This window comes from Pseudomonas sp. QTF5 (assembly GCF_000512695.2).
Lineage (GTDB): Bacteria > Pseudomonadota > Gammaproteobacteria > Pseudomonadales > Pseudomonadaceae > Aquipseudomonas.
In genome coordinates this window covers 65,591-87,081 of sequence record NZ_AZRW02000002.1, presented here as the reverse complement: position 1 = coordinate 87,081, position 21,491 = coordinate 65,591, and the positions used below count along the sequence as shown (strand labels likewise).

19 protein-coding genes are annotated in these 21,491 nt (G+C 60.0%); 12 read left to right on the top strand and 7 right to left on the bottom strand.

All coding sequences use genetic code 11. The features are described from left to right. Positions 1 to 12: 12 nt before the first annotated feature. Complete coding sequence (gene ytfE, locus IC37_RS01975; protein WP_030130721.1) at positions 13 to 687, bottom strand: iron-sulfur cluster repair protein YtfE; 675 nt, start codon at positions 685 to 687, stop codon at positions 13 to 15. Positions 688 to 842: 155 nt separating this feature from the next. Between ytfE and norR the strand changes: the two genes are divergently transcribed. From norR to IC37_RS01930, 8 genes are all read left to right on the top strand, one after another. Further along, positions 843 to 2,372 (top strand): nitric oxide reductase transcriptional regulator NorR, encoded by a 1,530-nt coding sequence (gene norR / locus IC37_RS01970; protein WP_030130722.1) that lies wholly within the window; start codon positions 843 to 845, stop codon positions 2,370 to 2,372. A 78-nt stretch (positions 2,373 to 2,450) separates the two neighbouring features. Continuing rightward, positions 2,451 to 3,098, top strand: a complete 648-nt coding sequence (pdxH, locus tag IC37_RS01965; RefSeq protein ID WP_030130723.1) for a pyridoxamine 5'-phosphate oxidase — start codon at positions 2,451 to 2,453, stop codon at positions 3,096 to 3,098. 262 nt (positions 3,099 to 3,360) lie between these two features. Further along, on the top strand, positions 3,361 to 3,915 hold the full coding sequence (moaB, locus tag IC37_RS01955; protein ID WP_030130724.1) for a molybdenum cofactor biosynthesis protein B: 555 nt from the start codon (positions 3,361 to 3,363) through the stop codon (positions 3,913 to 3,915). Further along, positions 3,912 to 5,147, top strand: coding sequence for a gephyrin-like molybdotransferase Glp (glp, locus tag IC37_RS01950; RefSeq protein WP_030130725.1), 1,236 nt, complete (start codon positions 3,912 to 3,914; stop codon positions 5,145 to 5,147). Before moaB ends, glp begins: the two co-directional genes overlap by 4 nt. 214 nt (positions 5,148 to 5,361) lie before the next feature. Then, entirely contained in the window at positions 5,362 to 6,357 is a 996-nt protein-coding gene (locus IC37_RS01945; RefSeq protein ID WP_030130726.1) for a peptidase U32 family protein, read from the top strand. A gap of 10 nt (positions 6,358 to 6,367) precedes the next feature. After that, a complete protein-coding gene (locus IC37_RS01940; protein ID WP_030130727.1) occupies positions 6,368 to 7,258 on the top strand; it encodes a U32 family peptidase in 891 nt (296 codons plus the stop codon). Continuing rightward, positions 7,252 to 7,722, top strand: a complete 471-nt coding sequence (locus tag IC37_RS01935) for an SCP2 domain-containing protein (protein ID WP_030130728.1) — start codon at positions 7,252 to 7,254, stop codon at positions 7,720 to 7,722. The genes IC37_RS01940 and IC37_RS01935 overlap by 7 nt, the downstream gene beginning before the upstream one ends. Positions 7,723 to 7,839: 117 nt before the next feature. Then, positions 7,840 to 8,196, top strand: a complete 357-nt coding sequence (locus IC37_RS01930; protein ID WP_030130729.1) for a DUF6124 family protein — start codon at positions 7,840 to 7,842, stop codon at positions 8,194 to 8,196. 150 nt (positions 8,197 to 8,346) lie between these two features. Here the strand turns inward: IC37_RS01930 and IC37_RS01925 are convergent, their stop codons facing one another. From IC37_RS01925 to IC37_RS01900, 6 genes are all read right to left on the bottom strand, one after another. After that, on the bottom strand, positions 8,347 to 8,631 hold the full coding sequence (locus IC37_RS01925; RefSeq protein ID WP_030130730.1) for a type II toxin-antitoxin system RelE/ParE family toxin: 285 nt from the start codon (positions 8,629 to 8,631) through the stop codon (positions 8,347 to 8,349). Between the two features lie 11 nt (positions 8,632 to 8,642). Next, positions 8,643 to 8,876 (bottom strand): type II toxin-antitoxin system Phd/YefM family antitoxin, encoded by a 234-nt coding sequence (locus tag IC37_RS01920; RefSeq protein WP_030130731.1) that lies wholly within the window; start codon positions 8,874 to 8,876, stop codon positions 8,643 to 8,645. Between the two features lie 565 nt (positions 8,877 to 9,441). After that, positions 9,442 to 9,840 (bottom strand): putative zinc-binding protein, encoded by a 399-nt coding sequence (locus tag IC37_RS01915; protein ID WP_030130732.1) that lies wholly within the window; start codon positions 9,838 to 9,840, stop codon positions 9,442 to 9,444. Positions 9,841 to 9,914: 74 nt separating this feature from the next. Beyond that, positions 9,915 to 10,589, bottom strand: coding sequence for a Crp/Fnr family transcriptional regulator (locus IC37_RS01910; RefSeq protein ID WP_030130733.1), 675 nt, complete (start codon positions 10,587 to 10,589; stop codon positions 9,915 to 9,917). A gap of 86 nt (positions 10,590 to 10,675) precedes the next feature. Beyond that, positions 10,676 to 11,323, bottom strand: coding sequence for a two-component system response regulator NarL (narL, locus tag IC37_RS01905; protein ID WP_030130734.1), 648 nt, complete (start codon positions 11,321 to 11,323; stop codon positions 10,676 to 10,678). Then, positions 11,320 to 13,122, bottom strand: coding sequence for a HAMP domain-containing protein (locus IC37_RS01900; RefSeq protein WP_030130735.1), 1,803 nt, complete (start codon positions 13,120 to 13,122; stop codon positions 11,320 to 11,322). The genes narL and IC37_RS01900 overlap by 4 nt, the downstream gene beginning before the upstream one ends. Positions 13,123 to 13,426: 304 nt before the next feature. Between IC37_RS01900 and IC37_RS01895 the strand changes: the two genes are divergently transcribed. The 4 genes from IC37_RS01895 (at position 13,427) to narH (ending at position 21,489) form a co-directional block, all read left to right on the top strand. After that, the gene (locus IC37_RS01895) at positions 13,427 to 14,731 is read left to right on the top strand and encodes a nitrate/nitrite transporter (protein WP_030130736.1); all 1,305 of its coding nucleotides are present in this window, start codon (positions 13,427 to 13,429) and stop codon (positions 14,729 to 14,731) included. After that, positions 14,709 to 16,106 carry a NarK family nitrate/nitrite MFS transporter gene (locus IC37_RS01890; protein WP_030130737.1) on the top strand — a complete coding sequence of 466 codons (1,398 nt, stop codon included), beginning with the start codon at positions 14,709 to 14,711 and terminating at the stop codon, positions 16,104 to 16,106. Before IC37_RS01895 ends, IC37_RS01890 begins: the two co-directional genes overlap by 23 nt. Before the next feature lie 69 nt (positions 16,107 to 16,175). After that, on the top strand, positions 16,176 to 19,949 hold the full coding sequence (locus IC37_RS01885) for a nitrate reductase subunit alpha (protein WP_030130738.1): 3,774 nt from the start codon (positions 16,176 to 16,178) through the stop codon (positions 19,947 to 19,949). A gap of 1 nt (position 19,950) precedes the next feature. Further along, positions 19,951 to 21,489, top strand: a complete 1,539-nt coding sequence (gene narH / locus IC37_RS01880) for a nitrate reductase subunit beta (RefSeq protein WP_030130739.1) — start codon at positions 19,951 to 19,953, stop codon at positions 21,487 to 21,489. Positions 21,490 to 21,491: the final 2 nt, after the last annotated feature.

Here is a 21,491-nt window from a genome sequence, read left to right as displayed (position 1 = left end):
ACTCGCGATCGATCAATGGCGAGGGTTCAGGGCGTTGATGAACAGCACGTTGTTTTCCAGATGGATGTGTTGCATCAGGTCGTCTTTGAATTCCAGCAGCCCGCGATAGAGGGCGCGCCAAGTGTTACAGGCATCGGCAGGCGGGATGATGTGATTGGTCAGGGCGAGCATTTTCTCCAGTGCTTCGCCATGTTGATCATGTTCGAAGCGCAGCACCTGAATTGGCGGAGCAGCCTGAGGACCGATGCCTTGTTGCAGCATCGGGAACAGCACCTGTTCTTCCTTGAGCATGTGGCCTTCGAGTTCTTGTTGCATGTCGGTCAGAAGATCGGCCAGGCCGTTGGGGCAACTGCTGCGTGCGCCATGGACCTGTTCGACGCGGCGGGCCAGGCGGATCAGTTCCGGCAGTTGCTCGCGGTGGCGGGCGTGGTAGCGCGCCAGGAGATGGGCGATCAGCAGTTCCGACGGTTCGTTGCGCCAGTCGTGCTGGGTTTCGCCGGCGTCTTGCAGAATCTGCAGCGCGTCGGCAATGAGGACCGGATCGAGGTTTTTGCCAAGGGCCGCTTCACGCAGGCTTTTATGCCCGCCGCAACAGAAGTCCAGTTTGAAGCTGTGAAAGATCCGGGTGGCACCGGGAATGTCGCAGGCCAGTTGGCCGAGGCTTTGTTCCAATAGGGGCTGGCTCATCAGGGTTCCTTGTTTAGGTTTCAACAGGTTCCCCAGACCCATTGCATCCGGCATGCCATTTTCAACTGATTGAAAACCATGGATTAATTTTTAGTTGTGGTGATAGGCACCCTGACGCTTTAGGGTGAATCCAACCATAGAGGGTGATTACTACCATGCTGCGAGAAAGCCTGGCAGCCGACCTGATCGTCGAGTTGCCCAATGCCGTACGGTTGCAACGACTGGTCCAGACCTTGCGCGAATACTTCAACAGTGGCGCCGTGGGCTTGTTGCGTCTGGATGACGATAGCCTCAGGCCCGTTGCGACGGTGGGGCTGGTTCATGAAGCGTTGGGGCGCCGGTTCGTCATTGCCCAGCATCCTCGGCTGGCGGCAATCATGGCGTCGCGCGAGCCGACCTGGTTCGAGCCCGACAGTCGCCTGCCGGACCCCTACGACGGCTTGCTCGACAACCACGTCGGCGAACCGCTGCCGGTGCATGACTGCATGGGCGTGAGCCTCTATGTCGAGGGTCGGATCTGGGGCGCGATCACCCTCGATGCGCTGCACGCCGGGACCTTCGACAGCCGGGCGCGGGAAGAACTCAAGCGCTGCACCTTGCAGATCGAAGCCGCCGTGCGGGTCACCCGTCTGGAACAGGAAAATCGCAGTTTGCGTTTGTCCCGTAGCGACCCCCAGGACCTGCGAATGCCCGTCGAGGAGGGCGAGATCCTCGGGCAGAGTGAGGTGTTGCATCAGTTGCTCAATGAGCTGGATGTACTGGCCGATTCCGATCTGCCGGTATTGCTGTTGGGCGAGACCGGCGTCGGCAAAGAGCTGTTCGCCCGGCGCTTGCATCGTCTTTCAAGGCGCCACCACAAACCGCTGATACACGTTAACTGCGCCGCTTTGCCGGAGTCGCTGGCCGAGAGTGAGTTGTTCGGGCATGTCAAAGGTGCCTTTTCCGGCGCCACCAGTGACCGTGCCGGACGTTTCGATGCCGCCAACGGTGGCACGCTGTTTCTCGATGAAGTCGGGGAGTTGCCCTTGAGCGTGCAAGCGAAATTGCTGCGCACCCTGCAAAACGGCGAGATCCAGCGCCTGGGCGCCGACAAGCCGCTGCACGTGGATGTGCGCATCATCGCCGCCACCAACCGACACCTGCCGGACAGCATCCGCGATGGCTTGTTTCGCGCCGATCTGTATCACCGGCTCTCGGTGTACCCGGTGCCGATTCCGGCCCTGCGCGAGCGTGGTCACGATGTATTGATGCTGGCCGGGCATTTCCTTGAGCTCAATCGGGCGCGGCTTGGCCTGCGCGGCTTGCGCCTGTCGCCAGCGGCCGAACGCGCGCTGCTGCTTTATACCTGGCCGGGCAATGTGCGCGAACTGGAACACGTGATCAGTCGGGCTGCGTTGAAGCAGCTCAGTCGTGGGACGAGTCGCGCGTTGATCATGACGCTGGAGCCTGAAATTCTCGATCTCGACAGCGCGATGGCGGCATCGGGGACGGTGGTCGAGCCATCCCCGGACGTTACGGCTGATCTGCCATTCCAGCCCTTGGGCGAAGCCGTCGACGATTACCAGCGCAAGAAAATCCTCCAGGCCCTGAGCCTGTCCGGGGAAAACTGGGCCAACGCCGCGCGGATTCTGGAAGTCGATCCCAGCAACCTGCACAAACTGGCACGGCGTCTGCGTCTCAAGTAAGCGACAGTGTTGATGGCGGTCAAGGTGGTATCGCGCAGTGCCTCGCACACTGCGTAAAACCTTCCGGAGATCACCGTCATGCCGCTTTCCCTGGCTCAGATGCGCCGTAACTACACCCTCAATGGCCTGCAAGATGAGGCGGCGCTGGACGATCCGCTGGCGATGTTCCGGCAATGGCTGCAACAGGCCCGCGACACCGAGTGCGCACCTGTCGAGGCTAATAGCATGGTGCTGGCGACGGTCGACCCTGAAGGACGGCCGCACTGCCGGGTTCTGCTGCTCAAGGGGTTGAGCGATGAAGGTTTTACGTTTTTCGGCAATTACCAGAGCGACAAAGGTCAGCAACTGGCCGCCAATCCCTATGCCGCGATGACGTTTTTCTGGCCGGGACTGGAGCGTCAGGTGCGTATCGAGGGGCAGGTGTCGAGGCTCGATCCGGCGTTGTCGGATGCGTACTTCGATTCTCGTTCCATGGCCAGTCGCCTGGGGGCCTGGGCTTCACCGCAAAGCCGTCCGCTGGCCAGTCGCGCAGCGCTGGAATCCATGCTGGCTGAAACCATCAAGCGTTTCGTTGGCCAGACCGTCTCGCGCCCCGAACATTGGGGCGGCTACTGCCTGCACCCTGAACGTCTGGAGTTCTGGCAGGGACGGGCTGACCGCTTGCATGATCGTCTTGATTACCGGTTGCGCGATGGTCTGTGGAAACGAAGCCGGTTGGCGCCTTGAGCCCCATTGCGCAGAACCTGTAGCGACGGAGGAACAATGTGGGAGCGGGCTTGCTCGCGAATGCGGTGTGTCAGTCGACATTAATGTTGTTTGACACACCGCATTCGCGAGCAAGTCGAATCGTCGCACCGCCGCTCCCACAGGTTTTGTGCCCGGCACATCTCTCTATGTCCCCGACGAGGTACCTCCTTGGAGGAATAGGCTCGCTCACCATTCCGGTTCAGGCTTTGGGCCATACCCTCATCTACGGGAAGACCTGGATATGGCCCATCTGGCGCAACGCACTTTCGAACCCCTGAACATCGCCGTACTGACCATCAGCGATACGCGCACCTTTGACACCGACACTTCGGGACAGACCCTGACGGATTTGCTGCAAACAGCCGGGCATGTGCTGATCGATCGCGATCTGGTCAAGGACGATATTTATCAGATCCGCGCCACCGTTTCTCGGTGGATCGCCGACCCCAAGGTGCAAGTGGTCTTGATGACCGGCGGCACCGGTTTCACCGCTCGCGACAACACACCGCAAGCGGTCTTGCCATTGCTGGACAAACATGTGGAAGGCTTCGGCGAACTGTTCCGCCAGGTGTCTCTGGAGGAAATCGGCATGTCCAGCCTGCAGTCCCGGGCACTGGCCGGCATGAGTAATGGCGTGCTGGTGTGCTGCGTTCCAGGCTCGCCGGGTGCCTGCCGGACTGCCTGGAACAAGATCCTGCTCGAACAACTGGACAGTCGCACCGGCCCGTGCAATTTCGCCCCGCACTTGAAACCGCAAGCGCAGCGGGTCATCGACGCCTGTGGGACGCGCACATGACTGGCCGGGTGTGCGACATCGGCAACCTGATGCCCGTGGACGAGGCCATCAGCCGTCTGCTGGACCAGGCACCGCCGCCGCCCCTGGGGCAAATGGTTCGTCTGGATCAAGCCATGGGGCGGGTGCTGGCGGCGGACATTCATTCCCCGGTGAACCTGCCGGCCTGGGACAACAGTGCCATGGACGGCTATGCCCTCAGGGCGGCTGATCTGCCCCAGGCGGGTGGCTGTTTATCGATTGGCGGGCGAATTGCGGCGGGGGATCAAGCGTGCTCGCCCTTGCTCGCGCAGCAGGCGGTGCAGATCTTTACCGGCGCGCCATTGCCACCGGGCGCCGATACCGTCGTGCCGCAAGAGCGCTGTCGGGTCGAGGGCGAGCGCGTCTGGTTCCCGTCTGTATCCGTTGGTGATCATGTGCGCAAGGAGGGTGAGGAAGTTCGCCGCGGGGATCTGTTGCTCAAGGCCGGTAAACGCCTGCGCGCACAAGAACTGGGGTTGCTGGCTGGCGCTGGTATCGCGCGGGTCGAGGTCTATCGGCCGTTGCAGGTGTGCCTGCTCAGCAGCGGTAATGAACTGCGTGAGCCGGGCGATCCGTTGGCGCCGGGGAAGATTTACAACAGCAACCGGTATTGCCTCGCCGCGTTGTTGCGCGGCTGGGGCGTTGAGGTGCACGACTATGGCGTCATGGTCGATGAGTTGGCGGCCAGCCAGCATGCCTTGAGCCTGGCGTCTTCGGAGTGCGACTTACTGTTGAGCTCCGGTGGCGTGTCGGTCGGCGAGGAAGATCACCTCAAACAGGCGATCGAGGAACTGGGCAACGTCGATTTCTGGCGGCTGGCCATCCAGCCGGGCAAGCCACTGGCCTTTGGCGAAGTGGCCGGCAAACCGTGGATCGGCATGCCGGGAAATCCGTCGGCGGCGCTGATCACCGCGTTGGTGGTGGTGCGTCCGTTCCTGCTCAGGGCCCAAGGCGTGACTGACGTGCTGCCGGTGCCATTGGCCGTGCCCGCCGGGTTCGACTGGTTGCAGCGTAACAAGCGTCGGCAGTATCTGCGGGCTAGATTGACGCCCGGCGCCGACGGCCAGTTGAGCGTGGAACTGCACCCTCAGCAAAGCTCGGCCATGTTGACCGCCGCGTGCTGGGCCGATGGGCTGGCGGTGATCGAGTGCGAGCAGCAAGTGCTCAAGCACGACAACGTGATGTTCCTGTCCTTCGCCGACCTGATGCATTGATGGCAATTGATTGCCGTCAAGGCTGTGCCTGCCGGTCTCGCTAGACTGTGTGGCGAGGGAGCTTGCTCCCGCTGGATCGCGAAGCGGCCCTGTTATTTAGGCCTGCTGCGCAGTCCAGCGTCGGAACGCCGCCCGGAGCAAGCTCGCTCGCCACAAGCGCACTCCAACCATGACTGATTAGGCCCCGAACTGCGTTTTTTCATGAGGATTACCCATGCAACTGGTCTGCCCGGCAGGGAATCTGCCTGCGCTTAAAGCGGCGGTGCGCCAAGGCGCCGATGCCGTCTATGTCGGCTTTCGCGATGACACCAATGCCCGGCATTTCGCGGGGTTGAACATGGACGACAAACAGTTCGACGCAGCGGTCGCCCACATTCGTCAGCATCAACGCAAACTCTATGTCGCGGTCAACACGTACCCGCAGCCCAAGGGCTGGGAGCGCTGGCAGCGGGCGGTGGATCGTGCCGCCGATTTCGGTGTCGATGCGCTGATTGCCGCCGACCCCGGGGTGCTCAACTACGCCAGTCAGCGTCACCCGCAACTGGCGTTGCACCTGTCGGTCCAGGGCTCGGCGACCCATGCCGCCGCGCTGGAGTTTTATGCGCAGCGCTATGGCATTCGACGCGCGGTGCTGCCGCGGGTGTTGTCGTTGGCGCAAGTACGCCAGGTCGCTGCCAGCAGCCCGGTGCCCATCGAAGTCTTTGGCTTCGGCAGCTTGTGCATCATGGCCGAAGGGCGCTGCCATCTGTCTTCCTACATTACCGGCGAGTCGCCGAACCTGTGCGGTGTCTGTTCGCCAGCCAAGGCCGTGCGCTGGAGCGAGGACGCCGAAGGCTTGAGCGCGCGCCTCAGCGAAGTGCTGATCGATCGCTACACCCCTGACGAGCCGGCCGGTTACCCGACCTTGTGCAAGGGCCGCTTCCTGGTCGGCGGCAAGCGCTTTCATGCGCTGGAAGAACCCACCAGCCTCGACACCCTGGACTTGCTGCCGGAACTGACGGCCATCGGCGTCGAAGCGGTGAAGATCGAGGGCCGCCAACGCAGCCCGGCCTATGTCGAACAAGTCACCCGTGTCTGGCGCGCGGCACTGGACGCCCATCGTGGCGCGCCGGGCAGCTTTCGGGTCAAGGATGAATGGCGTCAGGTACTGGCCGGTTTGTCCGAAGGCAGCCAGACCACCCTGGGTGCTTATCATCGATCATGGCAATGAGGGGTTCGACATGAAACTCAGCCTGGGACCGGTCCTGTTTTATTGGGACAAAGAGCAACTCAGCCACTTTTACGCCGAGATGTCGGCGTTGCCCCTGGACGTGATTTATCTGGGGGAAACCGTGTGCTCGAAACGTCGGGCATTTTCGCTGGATCAATGGCTGGGTTTGGGCCGTGAGTTGCAGGAGTGCAGCCAGGCGCAACTGGTGCTTTCCAGCCTGACGCTGATCGAAGCGGCGTCCGAACTCTCTAGCCTGCGCCGGCTTTGCGACAACGGCCAATTGCTGGTGGAAGCCAACGACATGGGCACGGTGCAGTTCCTGGCCGAGCGCAAGTTGCCGTTCGTGGGCGGCCCGGCCCTCAATCTGTACAACGGTCACTCATTGGCGCAATTGCTTGACAGCGGCATGACCCGCTGGGTGCCGCCCGTGGAATGTTCGGCGGCGCTGATTGGTGATGTGATCGGGCAGGTGCGCGAACTGGGCCGTGCAGTGCCGGAAGTTGAAATCTTTGCCTATGGGCATTTGCCGTTGGCCTATTCCGCCCGCTGCTTTACGGCTCGGGCGGAAAACCGGCCCAAGGATGACTGCCAGTTTTGTTGCATCAGCTACCCCGACGGCCTGGCGCTGACCAGTCAGGAAGGGCAGGCGCTATTCACCATCAACGGTATTCAAACGATGTCGGCCGAGGTGACCAATTTGCTGGCCGATTACTCCGGGCTGGTGGCCTGCGGTGCCGATCTGTTGCGCTTGAGCCCTCGGGCTCAGGGCATGGCCGAAGTGGTCGAGGCGTATCAACGGGTTCGTCTGGGCGAGACACCGCCGCTGTTCGTCGAAGGGTGCAATGGTTATTGGCATGGCCAGGCCGGCATGCTGCGCGTCGAGGAGGTCGGCCTGTGTTGAATCGAAAAAAGTGGCTATTGAAAGGTGCCGACCGGTTGTTGCCGTTGGTGCGCCGGGTGCCCTTTGCGGTGCAGCGCCTGGCGTTGCAGCAGGCGCTGAATCGCTGCCTCGCCGGGCCGTTGCGCGATGGTGAGTTCGAAGTGCTGCGAGGGCGTTGGTTGTGCTTGCGGATTCCGGACTTGGGGTTGTCCTGGTATCTGACCCTCAGCGGTAAAGGGTTGCGGATTGCCGAACATGCCACGGCGCATGTGACCATCAGCGGTAACTGGCGCGAGTTTTTATTGCTGGCGAGCCGTCAGGAAGATCCGGATACGCTGTTTTTTCGTCGGCGTTTGGTGATTGAGGGTGATACGGAGTTGGGGTTGGCGTTGAAGAATCTGATCGACAGTCTGGATCCTGATGTGTTGCCTGTGTGGTTGTGGCGCAATTTGGAACGGGCGGGGAAGGGGTTGGCGGCGGGGTAATCGACATTGCTTGATGCCGAGCGCGAAAAAATTGGGCTCTGGCGCGAGGTAGGGTTTGAGTTTTTTGCGTCTGGTGCAAGAGAATTGCGAAAACGGAATATAGGGTTTGGGCAGCGGATGTTCAAGGTCACGCCCAACCCGCCGGACATCGATCCGGTCTCCCCGTATGAACCCGATTCAAAGAAGCTCAATGAGGCCGCCGAGCGGGCTCTGAACTTCCACTTCCCGTCGAATGCCGACATCAAAGCTACCGCGCGTACACGCAGCACCCTGTTTTCCGTCGACCCTGGGGCCACTGCCGAAACCTTGGCGGTTTTTTTGGTCGAGACGCTTGCCTCTGTCGATGTAATGGTCCATCAGTTGGTGGATCATTTGGAGGGTGAGTCGCGCTACGCGCTGCTGGGTATTTCAAACAGCATTATGGTGGCTGAGATCACTGCAAACCGGGTGCTGGATAAAATTGAGCCTGCGTAGGTGCGGTCTGCTGTGGTGAGTGGATGACTGACGTTGGGCTGTGCTGCTGTTCCTTTTTTGGGGCTACTGAGCAGCCCAGCGGGAGCAAGCTCCCTCGCCACGGGTTTCTCGGGCTGGAAAAGAAAAAACCCGCCGAAGCGGGTTTTTTAATCAGACTCGTTTAGTCGCAGAATCGTAGACCTCTTCGTCTCGGCGAGCACCAACGCACAAAACTAAAACGATTTCAGTACCGTTCACGCGATAAACGATGCGCACATCACCTGTCCTTATCCGGCGGTATCCGGCCAAGGCTCCCCGAAGGGGTTTACCAATCTTGTCGGGCTCTCCTGAAACGATGCGCTCCCGAATGACTTTCAGAATGCGTTTCGCTTCGGCGCTTCCGAGCTGTTTGAGATCATCTTCTACAGCAGGGTGAAACCGAACATTCCAATTCATCTGCACTTTGCCTAACTAAAGCGAGCCTCCATGTCTTCAAGGCTCACTGTGACTGTATTGTCGAGGCTGGACAGGCGTTCGATGGCTAGTAGTTCTGAGCGCAGATCTTCAAGTTCGTCCTGCAGCGCTTGGTAGGCGTTTACGCCCACTAAAACCGCTGCTGGTTCGTTGTCCTTGAATATCACCAGGTGGGTTACCTCCCCGCTGGCGATGTCCTTCAATCGCGCTCCAAAACTACGTGCCATAGCCGTGGCAGACACTGCCTGCTCAGCTCGGTCTAGGAGTGCACTCATGTCATTTATCTCGTCAGTTCAGTTGTCAGTTCAGTCGTCAGTTCAGTTGTCAATTCGTCGTCAGGAAGCGTGGAGTGCCGCTACCTGCGAAGTATTGCGTATGATCATGCGTAAGACAATGCGTTTTTTATTGCGCACTGACCAGCGGTTGCCACGGCCAACGGGTGTCCTTTTAAAGCGCAGCTAAATATCTTTATCGAACATCCTCGCGATGGCTTCCGGGTGGGCTAACGCTAAGTCGAGGATGGCCTTTTCCGCTTCAGGCTACAGATTCCTTCGGCATCCATGGGCAAGTGTCGTCGGCAGGTCGATATGTTTGCCCCGTCAGTTGATGACTCAGCGGAGCGTTTTCTATTGCGTGGGTTGCAACCCTATTGCACAGGGTGTCCCAATTTTTGTCAGCCTATCCTGGAATGGGCCGGATTTATCTCGCTTACTCATTGGGATTTACCTCAGGTCCGCAGTTGCTCAACTGTGGGCGCCGACAAGCCCGCTCCTACAGGGTTTTTGTTGTTCTTCAGGCCATCGTTTCCTGGCGGTATACATGCTGCCGAGCATCACTGGCAATCAACTGCCTGATCCCTTCAAACAACTCATCACTCTGCGCCTGGGTGCAATCCTCACCATGGCGTTTACGCAGCCCATAGTGGCTGAGAATCAGATGCACATCAGCATGCAGCCCATGCTGCTTGAGGCAGTTTTCAACACATTGCAGCGGGCAGCCATCCAGCGCGAAGATCCGGCGCCCCGAGCGTGCTTTGTTGACCAGCGCCGCCACATGCCCGCCGACACCGACGATGCAGGACATTTCAGCCAGGCCGCTGCGGTCCAGTCGCACGGCCAGGGTGTTGGCCAGTTGGGCGACGTTGGAGCAACCTGAGCAGGAGTAAACCAAAGGCAGGGTTGAACGGGGCATTTGCACTCTCCGTGGATGGACTCTGTCAGTGTGCAAGGTGCGTGGCATCGCGCCTTGATGGCGGTCAATTTCGGCTATTGGAAAGCCGCCAGCTCCTCTTCAGCGAGGATGCTGATATGGCGTCGTTCCATGGCAATCAGGCCGCTTTCCACCAGGCGATGCAGTATCCGCGAGAAGGTTTCCGGTTGAATCCCAAGCTTCGACGCCACCAGACGTTTGGATACCTGCAAGACAATCTGGCCGGTCACCGGGTGGCGTTCCTGGAACAGAAAATTGATCACCCGACGGGTCGCACTGGCCATGGTCAAGGTATCGATGTCACGCAGGCGCAGGTGCAGGTGAACGCTCATGCTCGCGAGGATCGCCAGACAGACTTTTGGCTGGTCCTCCAGGGCATTGCGGTAATGGTTGCCGTCGATGCTCACCAGCACACTGTCCTTCAGCGCGGAGGCACTCACCGGGTAGAGCCGGGCCTGGCTGAACAGCAAGGCTTCGGCAAAGGTCTGGCCGGGCTGGATGATCTCCACCAGGTTTTCCTGGCCTTCGCCGGTGAGCCGGTACAACTTGACCTGGCCGCTGACCAGCAGGAAAAAACGCCTGGCCGGATCCCCTTGATGCATGAGCGTGCTGTGACAACTCAGGCGTTTGAGCATGGCCAGGCTGCAGACTTCCTCGAAGACTTTCTCCGGCAGTTGGCTGAACAGATGATGACGGCGCAGCGTTAAAACGATGGAAGGGTGAGTCAGCATGGCGTACCTCCGCTGACCGTCATAGTAGAGAGCGCAGGCTCGATGACCTATGCCTCTACAGGCCTACCTCCAAAGAGGAAGGCTCGTCAGCCCGCACTGCGCAGATGCTCCATGGCCCACACCGCCGCCTCTACCCGCGAACGCAAGCCGAGTTTGTGCAGCAGATTCTTGACGTGAACCTTGACCGTCCCTTCGGTGATGCCCAGCTTGTGCCCGATGACCTTGTTGCTGAAGCCGCTGGCGATGGTTTTCAGCACCTGACGCTCACGCTCGGTCAGTTCCACCACGGCTTGACGCGCAGGAGCGCGCAGCGCTTGCGCCATGACTTGGGTCAGTCCCGGGCTGATCACCAGCGCGCCGTTCAGCGCATCCCGGATGTACTGAATCAACAGTTCCGGTTCCATGTCCTTGAGCAGATAGCCGTCGGCATCCAGGCGCAGTGCATCACGAATATCGTCTTCGGCGTCCGATACCGTAAACAGCAGCACTTTGCCGGTGTAGTGCATGGCCCGTAGTCGGCGCAGGGTTTCGATGCCATTCATTTGCGGCATGTTGTTGTCGAGCAAGACCAGATCCGGTCGAAGCGGCTCAATCAGGCCGAGTGCTTCTTCACCCTGGCTCGCTTCGCCGACGATCAGGAAATCATCTTCGAGTTCGAGCATCTGACGAATGCCGTGACGCATCATCGGGTGATCGTCTACCAGCAGGATTTTGTGTTGTGGGGACGGGTTCATGTGGCGCTACCTTCTGTTTGCTGCCCGAGAAACTCCGGGTGGAATTCCAGCTGGACACGGGTGCCTTGGGGCTCCCTGGAAAATATCTGCAGTTGGCCGCGCAAGCTGCGAGCGCGCTCATCCATGATGTTCAGGCCGTGGTGTTCGCGCTGGTCGACGTTGCCGCTGAAGCCGCGACCGTCGTCTTCGACCGACAACCTGACCGTCTCGCCGTCCTGGCGCAGTTGCAGCCAGGCGTTTTGCGCATGGGCGTGGCGCAGGCAGTTGGAGAGCGCTTCGCGCGTAATCTGCAAAATGTGGATTTGTTCGCTGGCCGATAGCTGAAAGGCCAGCGTGTCGACGTGCAGGTGCACCTGAAATTCTCCGCGACGGGAAAATTCCTCGGCCGTGTCCTTGAGTTCCTGTACCAGTCCCGCGTCGTGAATCTGCAAGCGAAAAGTCGTTAGTAACTCGCGTAACTGGCGATAGGCGTTGTTCAGTCCCTCGCGCAATTCGGCGGTGACGGTTTCCAGGGTCTGGACCGGTTCGCCGCGGCGCATCAGGGTCTGCATGCGGCTGACTTGCAGCTTCATGTAGGACAGGGCCTGGGCCAGTGAATCATGCAGCTCGCGGGCGATGATCGTGCGTTCTTCGAGCAGTAGCAGGCGATGATCCTGTTCCCGTTGGCGCTTGAGCGAGAGCGAGGTGCCGATCAGATTGGCCAGGGCCTGGATCAGCTGGGTTTCCCAGGCTTGCATGGGATGACCGTCGACAAAGTGCGCCTTGAGTTCACCCAGTTCACTGCCCTGGTTGCTGATGCTGAAGATTTGCGGGTTAGTTTTAGGGTGCCGCTGGCACGTGGCGCAGTCGCTACTGGCGCAGACTTCCCGGATGTTCGCGCCATGCAGGGCGAGCAACTGCTGGGCCGGTGCCTGCAGTTGGCCTTGCAGACACAGCGACAGGCGCAAGCCGGGCAGGCGTTGCTGGAAGCGGCGGATCAATTCATCCAGGCCTTCGGCATTGGCCAGGCGTGTGGCCAGGCTTCGGCTGGTTTGATACAGAAGCTCCAGGGCGGCATTGGCTTGTTGCAGGTTCAGGGTTTTCTGCCGGACCTGACTTTCCAGAGTGCGATGCGACTCTTCGATCGTTTCGGCCATGGTGTTGAAACTCGTGGCCAACTGACCCAGTTCATCCCGGGACTGATGGTTGACCCGCACTTTGAAATCGCCGCGACGAAAGCGCTGGGTTGCGTCCACCAACTCCTTCAAAGGGGTGACGACGCCGTACTGCAACTCATATAACCCGATCAGCAGGACGATCATGGTGGTGAACAGGGCCATGCCCTGGATCGCCTGTTGCCAGCCTTGCTTTTGTTCGCTCTGGCGCTGCAACAGATTGACGAATTGGTTCAGTTGCTCAACGAAGGAGTGGGTCTGGACCTGAAAGGCCGCAGCATCGCCGCGCTCAAGTGCCGGGCGTAAATCCTCGTTCCATTGTTGCTGGATTTGCCCATAGCTGACTTGCAGGGCGGTGGTCGGGCCATCTTCCAGCACGGCCTTGAGTGACTGGCTGGTGAGACGGGTTTGCAGGCTGTCGGTGATGGCGGCGATTTCTGAGGGCGTTGCACCCGCGGCGAGTTTCCAGCTCAGGTGGTAGGTCTCCATGCGCACCGAGCCTGCGGTGTTGATGGCGGCGGCATCGCCTTGGCTGAACCAGGCGATCAGCCCGGCGCTCAATGAACTGGCGAGCGCCAGCACGGCGATCAGGATCACCGCCAGCCCCGCGCGAGCGGGCAGGGAGCTGCGCAACCAGCGCATCATCAGCGCAGGCCTCGGAAGAAATAAGGAAAACAGAGCATGTGCAGCACCAAAGTGGGGTTTTGCCGCCGATCCCGGGCGCGCTACCTCTAAAGAGTTGCCGACGGTTCCTTGTCAGCAAAAGCATCGGTTAAAACCCTTAACAAGCTGATAAATAAAGGGTTTTAAGGTTGTCTCGAACTACCTCCTTAGAGGTAGACCGCACAAGCATAGGCCTATGCCCCCATGGGCTTCGTTGACATGGATCAAGTTTTTGCGGGGTTGCCCTCTCTAGTCTGCCGGCATGGCTAACTGACTGGAGAGCATTGTGAACCCACCGCGTGTACGACAAGGCTTGGTGCTGGGCATGAGCACGCTGGCCTTCACCGTGTGCTTCATGGTCTGGATGATGTTTGCCGTGCTCGGGGTGCCGATCAAGGAACTGCTCCAGCTCAACGAAACCCAGTTCGGCCTGCTGGCCGCGACCCCGGTGCTGACCGGCTCGCTGGTGCGTTTGCCGCTGGGTCTGCTGACCGACCGCTTTGGCGGGCGCAGCGTGTTCTTCCTGCTGATGCTGGCCTGCGTCGCACCGCTGTATTTGATCAGTCACGCCACCGCCTACTGGCAGTTCCTGGTGCTGGGTTTGTTCGTCGGCCTGGCCGGCGGCTCGTTCTCGGTCGGGATTGCCTACGTCGCCAAATGGTTCGACAAGGAGAATCAAGGCTTCGCCATGGGCATCTTCGGCGCCGGTAACGCCGGGGCTGCGGTGACCAAGTTTCTCGCCCCGGCACTGATCGCTGCTGGCAGCTGGCAACTGGTGCCGAAAGTCTTCAGCGCGATCCTCTTCATTACCGCGCTGTTGTTCTGGTTCCTCAGTGCCGAAAACAAGGACCACCACAGTGCCACCGGCGCTACCTTGCGTGAGCAACTGCGCTCGCTGAAAGACCCTGCGGTGTGGCGCTACTGCCAGTACTACTCGATTGTCTTCGGTGGCTACGTGGCCCTGGCGCTGTGGATGACCAAGTACTACGTGCAGGAATACGGTTTCAGCCTGCAAAGCGCGGCGCTGCTGGCGGCCTGTTTTTCCCTGCCCGGTGGCGTGCTGCGCGCCGTCGGCGGCTGGATGTCGGATCGCTGGGGTGCGCAAAGCGTGACCTGGTGGGTGTTGTGGGTCAGCTGGATCTGCCTGTTCCTGCTCTCGTATCCCCAGACCCAGCTGCAAGTGCAGACCATCAACGGTCCGTTGGATTTCCACATCGGCCTGAGCCCCGCGCTGTTCACCGTGCTGCTGTTCGTCATGGGCATCGCCTTCGCGTTCGGCAAGGCCTCGGTTTTCAAATACATCGCCAATGACTACCCGAAAAACATGGGCGCGGTGTCCGGCATCGTCGGTCTGGCGGGTGGCCTGGGCGGTTTTGTGCTGCCGATCCTGTTTGGCGCCCTGGTGGACCTCACCGGCGTGCGCTCTTCCTGCTTCATGTTGATGTACGGCGTGGTCTGGGTCTCCCTCACCTGGATGTACTTCAGCGAAATACGCAAAAGCCCGGTGCTGGGTAAAGCGCCGCTGCTGACCCCGTCCCCGATTTCCAGCATTGCCCTAGGAGAAGAACATGTCCGTTCTGCAAAAGCCTGACAAAGGCCCGGTCATTCATGACTGGCGCCCCGAGGACCCCGCGTTCTGGGGAAGTAGCGGCAAACAGACCGCCACTCGCAACTTGTGGATTTCCATTCCTGCGCTGCTGTTGGCCTTTGCGGTGTGGATGGTCTGGAGCACGGTGATTGTGCGTTTGAACGCCATCGGCTTCAGCTTCACCACTGACCAGCTGTTCTGGCTGGCGGCGTTGCCGGGGTTGTCCGGCGCGACCTTGCGCGTCTTCTATTCCTTCATGGTGCCGATCTTCGGCGGCCGTCGCTGGACCGCCCTGAGCACCGCGTCGCTGTTGCTGCCATCAATCTGGATGGGCTTCGCCGTGCAGGACCCGAGCACCTCCTACAGCGTGTTCGTGTTGATTGCCTTGCTCTGCGGTTTTGGTGGCGGCAACTTTGCCTCAAGCATGTCCAACATCAGCTTCTTCTATCCCAAGTCGCAGCAGGGCACGGCCCTTGGCCTCAACGCCGGGCTGGGTAACCTGGGCGTCTCGGTGATGCAGTTCTGCGTGCCGCTGGTGATTACCTTCGGTGTGTTCGGCTTCATGGGCGGCTCGCCGCAAGCGTTGCCGGACGGTGGTCAGTTGTGGTTGCAGAACGCCGGCTTCATCTGGGTGCCGTTTATTGTCCTGGTGACGGTGCTGGCCTGGTTCTGCATGAATGACTTATCCAGTGCCCGCGCTTCCTTTAGCGAGCAGGCCGTCATCTTCAAACGCAAACACAACTGGCTGATGTGCTGGTTGTACCTGGCGACCTTCGGTTCATTCATCGGTTTTTCCGCCGCGTTTCCGCTGCTGATCAAAACCTCCTTTCCTGACGTCATCGCCTTGAAGTTCGCCTTCCTTGGCCCGTTAGTGGGTGCGCTGGTCCGTCCATTGGGCGGCTGGCTGGCTGACAAACTCGGCGGCGCAACGGTGACCTTGTGGAACTTCGTCGCGATGATCGTGATGGTCTTCGGCGTCATGCACTTCCTGCCGCAGAACGGTGAGCCCGGCAACTTCTACGGCTATCTCGGCATGTTCATGCTGCTGTTCATTACCACTGGCATCGGCAACGGTTCCACCTTCCGGATGATCCCGGTGATCTTCCGCACCCAACACGAAAAAGCCTCGGCCGGAAAACCACCCGCCGTGCGCGAACAGGCGCTGAAAAATGCCGGTAAAGAGTCAGCCGCCGTCCTGGGCTTCAGTTCGGCCATGGGCGCCTTCGGTGCGTTCTTCATTCCCAAATCCTTCGGCACTTCGATGGCCCAGACCGGCGGCCCGGAGATGGCCTTCTACATGTTCGTCGTCTTTTACCTGAGCTGCATCGTGGTGACCTGGTGGTGGTACGCGCGCAAAGGCGCCGCGACACCCTGCTGAGACGACCCGAATTCAACCATTGCGTGGGCGGGGCACAGACTCCGCGACAAAGCCTGAGAGGACTACACCGTGAGTCATTTACTGGATCAATTGCGGTTTTTCAACCGTAAGCAAAACGAGTTTTCCGACGGTCATGGCGAGACCCACAAAGAGTCGCGCGACTGGGAAAACATCTACCGTTCTCGCTGGCAGTACGACAAGATCGTGCGTTCCACCCACGGAGTGAACTGCACCGGCTCCTGCTCGTGGAAAATCTACGTCAAGAACGGCCTGATCACCTGGGAAACCCAGCAGACCGACTACCCGCGTACCCGCAACGATCTGCCTAACCATGAGCCCCGTGGCTGCCCGCGTGGTGCCAGTTACAGCTGGTACATCTACAGCGCCAACCGGCTCAAGTACCCGAAAATCCGCAAGCCGTTGCTCAAGCTCTGGCGCGATGCGCGGCAGAGCATGGCGCCGGTGGAAGCCTGGGCCAGCATCGTCGAGGACAAGGCCAAGGCCGACTCCTATAAAAGCAAGCGCGGCATGGGTGGCTTCATTCGTTCCAACTGGGAGGAAGTCAACGAGATCATTGCGGCGGCCAACGTCTACACCATCAAGCAATACGGCCCGGACCGGATCGTCGGCTTCTCGCCGATTCCGGCCATGTCGATGGTCAGCTATGCGGCCGGTTCGCGTTACCTGTCGCTGATCGGCGGCGCGTGCCTGAGTTTCTACGACTGGTACTGCGACTTGCCACCGGCCTCGCCGATGGTTTGGGGCGAGCAGACCGACGTGCCGGAATCGGCCGACTGGTACAACTCCAACTACATCATTGCCTGGGGCTCCAACGTCCCGCAGACCCGCACCCCTGACGCGCACTTCTTTACCGAAGTCCGTTACAAGGGCACCAAGACTGTCGCGATCACCCCGGACTACTCGGAAGTCGCCAAGCTCACCGACCTGTGGCTGAACCCTAAGCAAGGCACCGACGCGGCGCTGGCGCAGGCGTTCAACCATGTGATCTTCAAAGAATTCCACCTGGACAAACCGAGCGCCTATTTCACTGACTACGCCAAGCGCTTCACCGATTTGCCGGTGCTGGTGCTGCTCAAGCAAATGGTCGATGTGGCGCCGGGCGCCGGTTACCAGCCCGACCGCTTCCTGCGCGCCTCGGACCTGACCGACAACCTCGGCCAGGAAAACAATCCGGAATGGAAAACCATCGCGCTGGATGTCAGCGGTGAACTGGTTTCCCCTCAGGGCTCTATCGGTTATCGCTGGGGCGAGAAGGGCAAGTGGAACATCCTGCCTCGTGAAGGTGGCGAAGGCCGTGAGATCGATCTGAAGCTGAGCCTGATCGGTGATGACGTTGCCGAAGTGGCGTTCCCGTATTTTGCCGGTGAATCACACGAACACTTCCAGCACGTGGCCGGCGATGCCGTGCAATACCGTCGCGTGCCGGTGCATAACGTGGTGCTGGCGGACGGTAGCGTGGCCAAAGTCGCCACCGTGTTCGACCTGTCGGCCGCCAACCTGGCGATCGATCGTGGCCTGGGTGGCGCTAACGTTGCCAAGGATTACAACGACGCCTCGGTGCCGGGAACTCCAGCCTGGCAGGAGCAAATCACAGGCGTCAGCCGCGAGAAAGCGATCCAGATCGCCCGCGAGTTCGCTGACAACGCCGACAAGACCCGTGGCCGCTCGATGATCATCGTCGGCGCGGCGATGAACCACTGGTACCACATGGACATGAACTACCGCGGGCTGATCAACATGCTCATGCTCTGCGGGTGTGTCGGCCAGACCGGTGGCGGTTGGGCGCACTACGTCGGCCAGGAAAAACTCCGCCCGCAATGCGGCTGGCTGCCCCTGGCATTCGGCCTGGACTGGAACCGTCCGCCTCGCCAAATGAATGGCACCAGCTTCTTCTACGCCCACAGTTCGCAGTGGCGCCACGAGAAGATGAGCATGCACGACGTGCTCTCGCCACTGGCCGATAAATCACAATTTCCCGAGCATGCCCTGGACTACAACATCCGCGCCGAACGCGCCGGCTGGTTGCCTAGTGCACCGCAACTCAACACCAACCCTTTGCACATTTGCCGTGATGCGGCTGCGGCCGGCATGGACCCGAAAGACTACGTGGTCAAGTCGCTGCAGGACGGTTCGCTGCGCTTCTCCTGCGAACAGCCGGACAGCCCGGTCAACTTCCCGCGCAACATGTTCATCTGGCGTTCCAACCTGCTGGGCTCCTCGGGCAAAGGCCACGAGTACATGCTCAAGTACCTGCTGGGCACCAAAAACGGGGTGATGAACGAAGACATCGGCCAGGTCGGCGACTGCAAACCCGAAGAAGCCGAATGGGTGGACGAGGGCGCCATCGGCAAGCTCGATCTGGTCACCACGCTGGACTTCCGCATGTCCTCGACCTGCGTCTATTCCGACATCGTGTTGCCGACCGCAACCTGGTACGAAAAAGACGACATGAACACCTCGGACATGCACCCGTTCATTCACCCACTGTCGGCAGCGATCGACCCGGCGTGGGAATCGCGTTCCGACTGGGAAATCTACAAAGGCATCGCCAAGGCCTTTTCCAGCATGGCCGAAGGGCATCTGGGCGTTGAAAAGGACCTGGTGACCATCCCGTTGATGCACGACAGCGTTGGCGAACTGGCTCAACCTTTTGGCGGCACCGACTGGAAGAGTGCCGGCGTGGCCCCGGAGCCAGGCAAGAACGCGCCGAACCTGCATGTGGTGGAACGTGACTACCCGAATATTTACAAGCAGTTTTCCTCACTGGGGCCATTGCTGGAAAAACACGGTAACGGTGGCAAGGGCATCAACTGGAACACCGACGCCGAAGTGAAATTCCTCGGTGCGCTCAATCACCGCGAAGGAGCTGCCGGGATCAGCCAGGGTCGGCCGAAAATCGACACGGCGATCGATGCTGCTGAAGTGATTCTGTCCCTGGCACCGGAAACCAATGGCCATGTCGCCGTCAAGGCCTGGGCTGCGTTGTCGGAATTTACCGGCATCGATCACAGCCACCTGGCGTTATCCAAGGAACACGAGGCGATTCGATTCCGCGATATTCAGGCACAACCGCGCAAGATCATTTCCAGCCCGACCTGGTCGGGGCTCGAAGACGATCACGTCAGCTACAACGCCGGCTACACCAACGTTCACGAAGGGATCCCATGGCGCACCATTACCGGTCGCCAGCAGTTCTACCAGGATCACCCGTGGATGCAGGCGTTCGGCGAGCAACTGATGAGTTATCGCCCGCCCGTCAACACCCGCACCATCGAAGGGGTGAAAGGCAAGCGCAGCAACGGCCACAAGGAAATCGTCCTGAACTGGATCACCCCGCACCAGAAATGGGGCATCCACAGCACCTACAGCGACAACTTGCTGATGCTGACCCTCAGCCGCGGGGGGCCGATTGTCTGGCTCTCGGAGAACGACGCGAAAAGCGCTGGCATCGAGGACAACGACTGGATCGAATGCTTCAACGTCAACGGTGCACTGACCGCCCGGGCGGTGGTCAGCCAGCGCGTCAAGGATGGCATGGTGATGATGTACCACGCACAGGAACGGATCGTGAACATACCAGGGTCGGAAACCACCAAGACCCGTGGCGGCCACCACAACTCGGTCACCCGCGTCGTGCTCAAACCGACCCACATGATCGGCGGCTATGCCCAGCAGGCCTACGGTTTCAACTATTACGGCACGGTCGGTTGCAACCGCGATGAATTCGTCGTGGTGCGCAAAATGTCCAAAGTCGACTGGCTCGATGGTTCAAGTGGCGATGACTTGCCACGTCCGCTGCCGACCGATATCGAGGAGAACTGAGATGAAGATTCGCTCACAAATCGGCATGGTTCTGAACCTGGACAAGTGCATCGGTTGCCACACCTGTTCGATCACCTGCAAAAACGTCTGGACCAGCCGCGAAGGCATGGAATACGCCTGGTTCAACAACGTCGAATCGAAACCCGGGATCGGCTACCCGAAAGAATGGGAGAACCAGGACAAGTGGAAGGGCGGCTGGATCCGCAATGCCAACGGCACGATCAACCCGCGCATCGGCGGTAAATTCCGCGTGTTGGCGAACATTTTTGCCAACCCGGATCTGCCGAGTCTCGACGATTACTACGAACCGTTCGACTTCGATTACCAGCACCTGCACACCGCGCCGCTGGGCGAGCATCAGCCCACTGCGCGCCCGCGCTCGCTGATCTCCGGCAAGCGCATGGAAAAAATCGAGTGGGGCCCGAACTGGGAAGAAATCCTCGGCACCGAATTCGCCAAGCGTCGCAAGGACAAGAACTTCGACAAGATTCAGGCGGACATTTACGGCGAATACGAAAACACTTTCATGATGTATTTGCCGCGCCTGTGCGAGCACTGCCTCAATCCGGCGTGCGCGGCGTCGTGCCCGAGCGGGGCGATCTACAAGCGCGAAGAAGACGGCATTGTGCTGATCGACCAGGAAAAATGCCGTGGCTGGCGGATGTGCATCAGCGGCTGCCCGTACAAGAAGATCTATTTCAACTGGAAGAGCGGCAAGTCCGAGAAATGCATCTTCTGCTACCCCCGGATCGAAGCCGGGATGCCGACTGTTTGCGCGGAAACCTGCGTCGGGCGCATTCGTTACCTCGGTGTGCTGCTGTATGACGCCGACCGCATCAGCGAAGTGGCGAGCACCGCCAATGAGCAGGACCTGTACGAGAAACAACTGGAGATTTTCCTCGACCCGAATGACCCAGCGGTGATTCGTCAGGCCCTGGAAGACGGTGTACCGCAATCGGTAATTGATTCAGCCCAGCGTTCGCCGGTCTACAAAATGGCCGTGGACTGGAAACTGGCACTGCCGCTGCACCCGGAATACCGCACTTTGCCGATGGTTTGGTACGTACCGCCGCTGTCGCCGATCCAGAACGCCGCTACCGCCGGCACCGTGGGCATGAACGGGGTGATCCCGGATGTCGACAGCCTGCGTATTCCACTGAAGTACCTGGCGAACCTGCTGACAGCGGGCGATGAAAAACCGGTCAAGCGTGCGCTTAAACGCTTGCTGGCGATGCGCGCCTACAAACGTTCCGAACAAGTCGATGGCGTTCAGGACCTGCAAGTGCTCAAGGATGTCGGCTTGAGCGTGGCGCAGGTCGAGGAGATGTATCGCTACCTGGCGATCGCCAACTATGAAGACCGCTTTGTGGTACCGAGCGCGCACCGTGAAGACGCCATGAGCGATGCCTTTGCCGAGCGCTCCGGGTGCGGCTTCAGTTTCGGCAGCGGCTGCAGCGGCAGCTCCGACACCAACATGTTCGGTGCGAAGAAAGCCAACCGCCGCGACGTCCTGAAAACCGTCCAGTTGTGGGAGGAATGAGC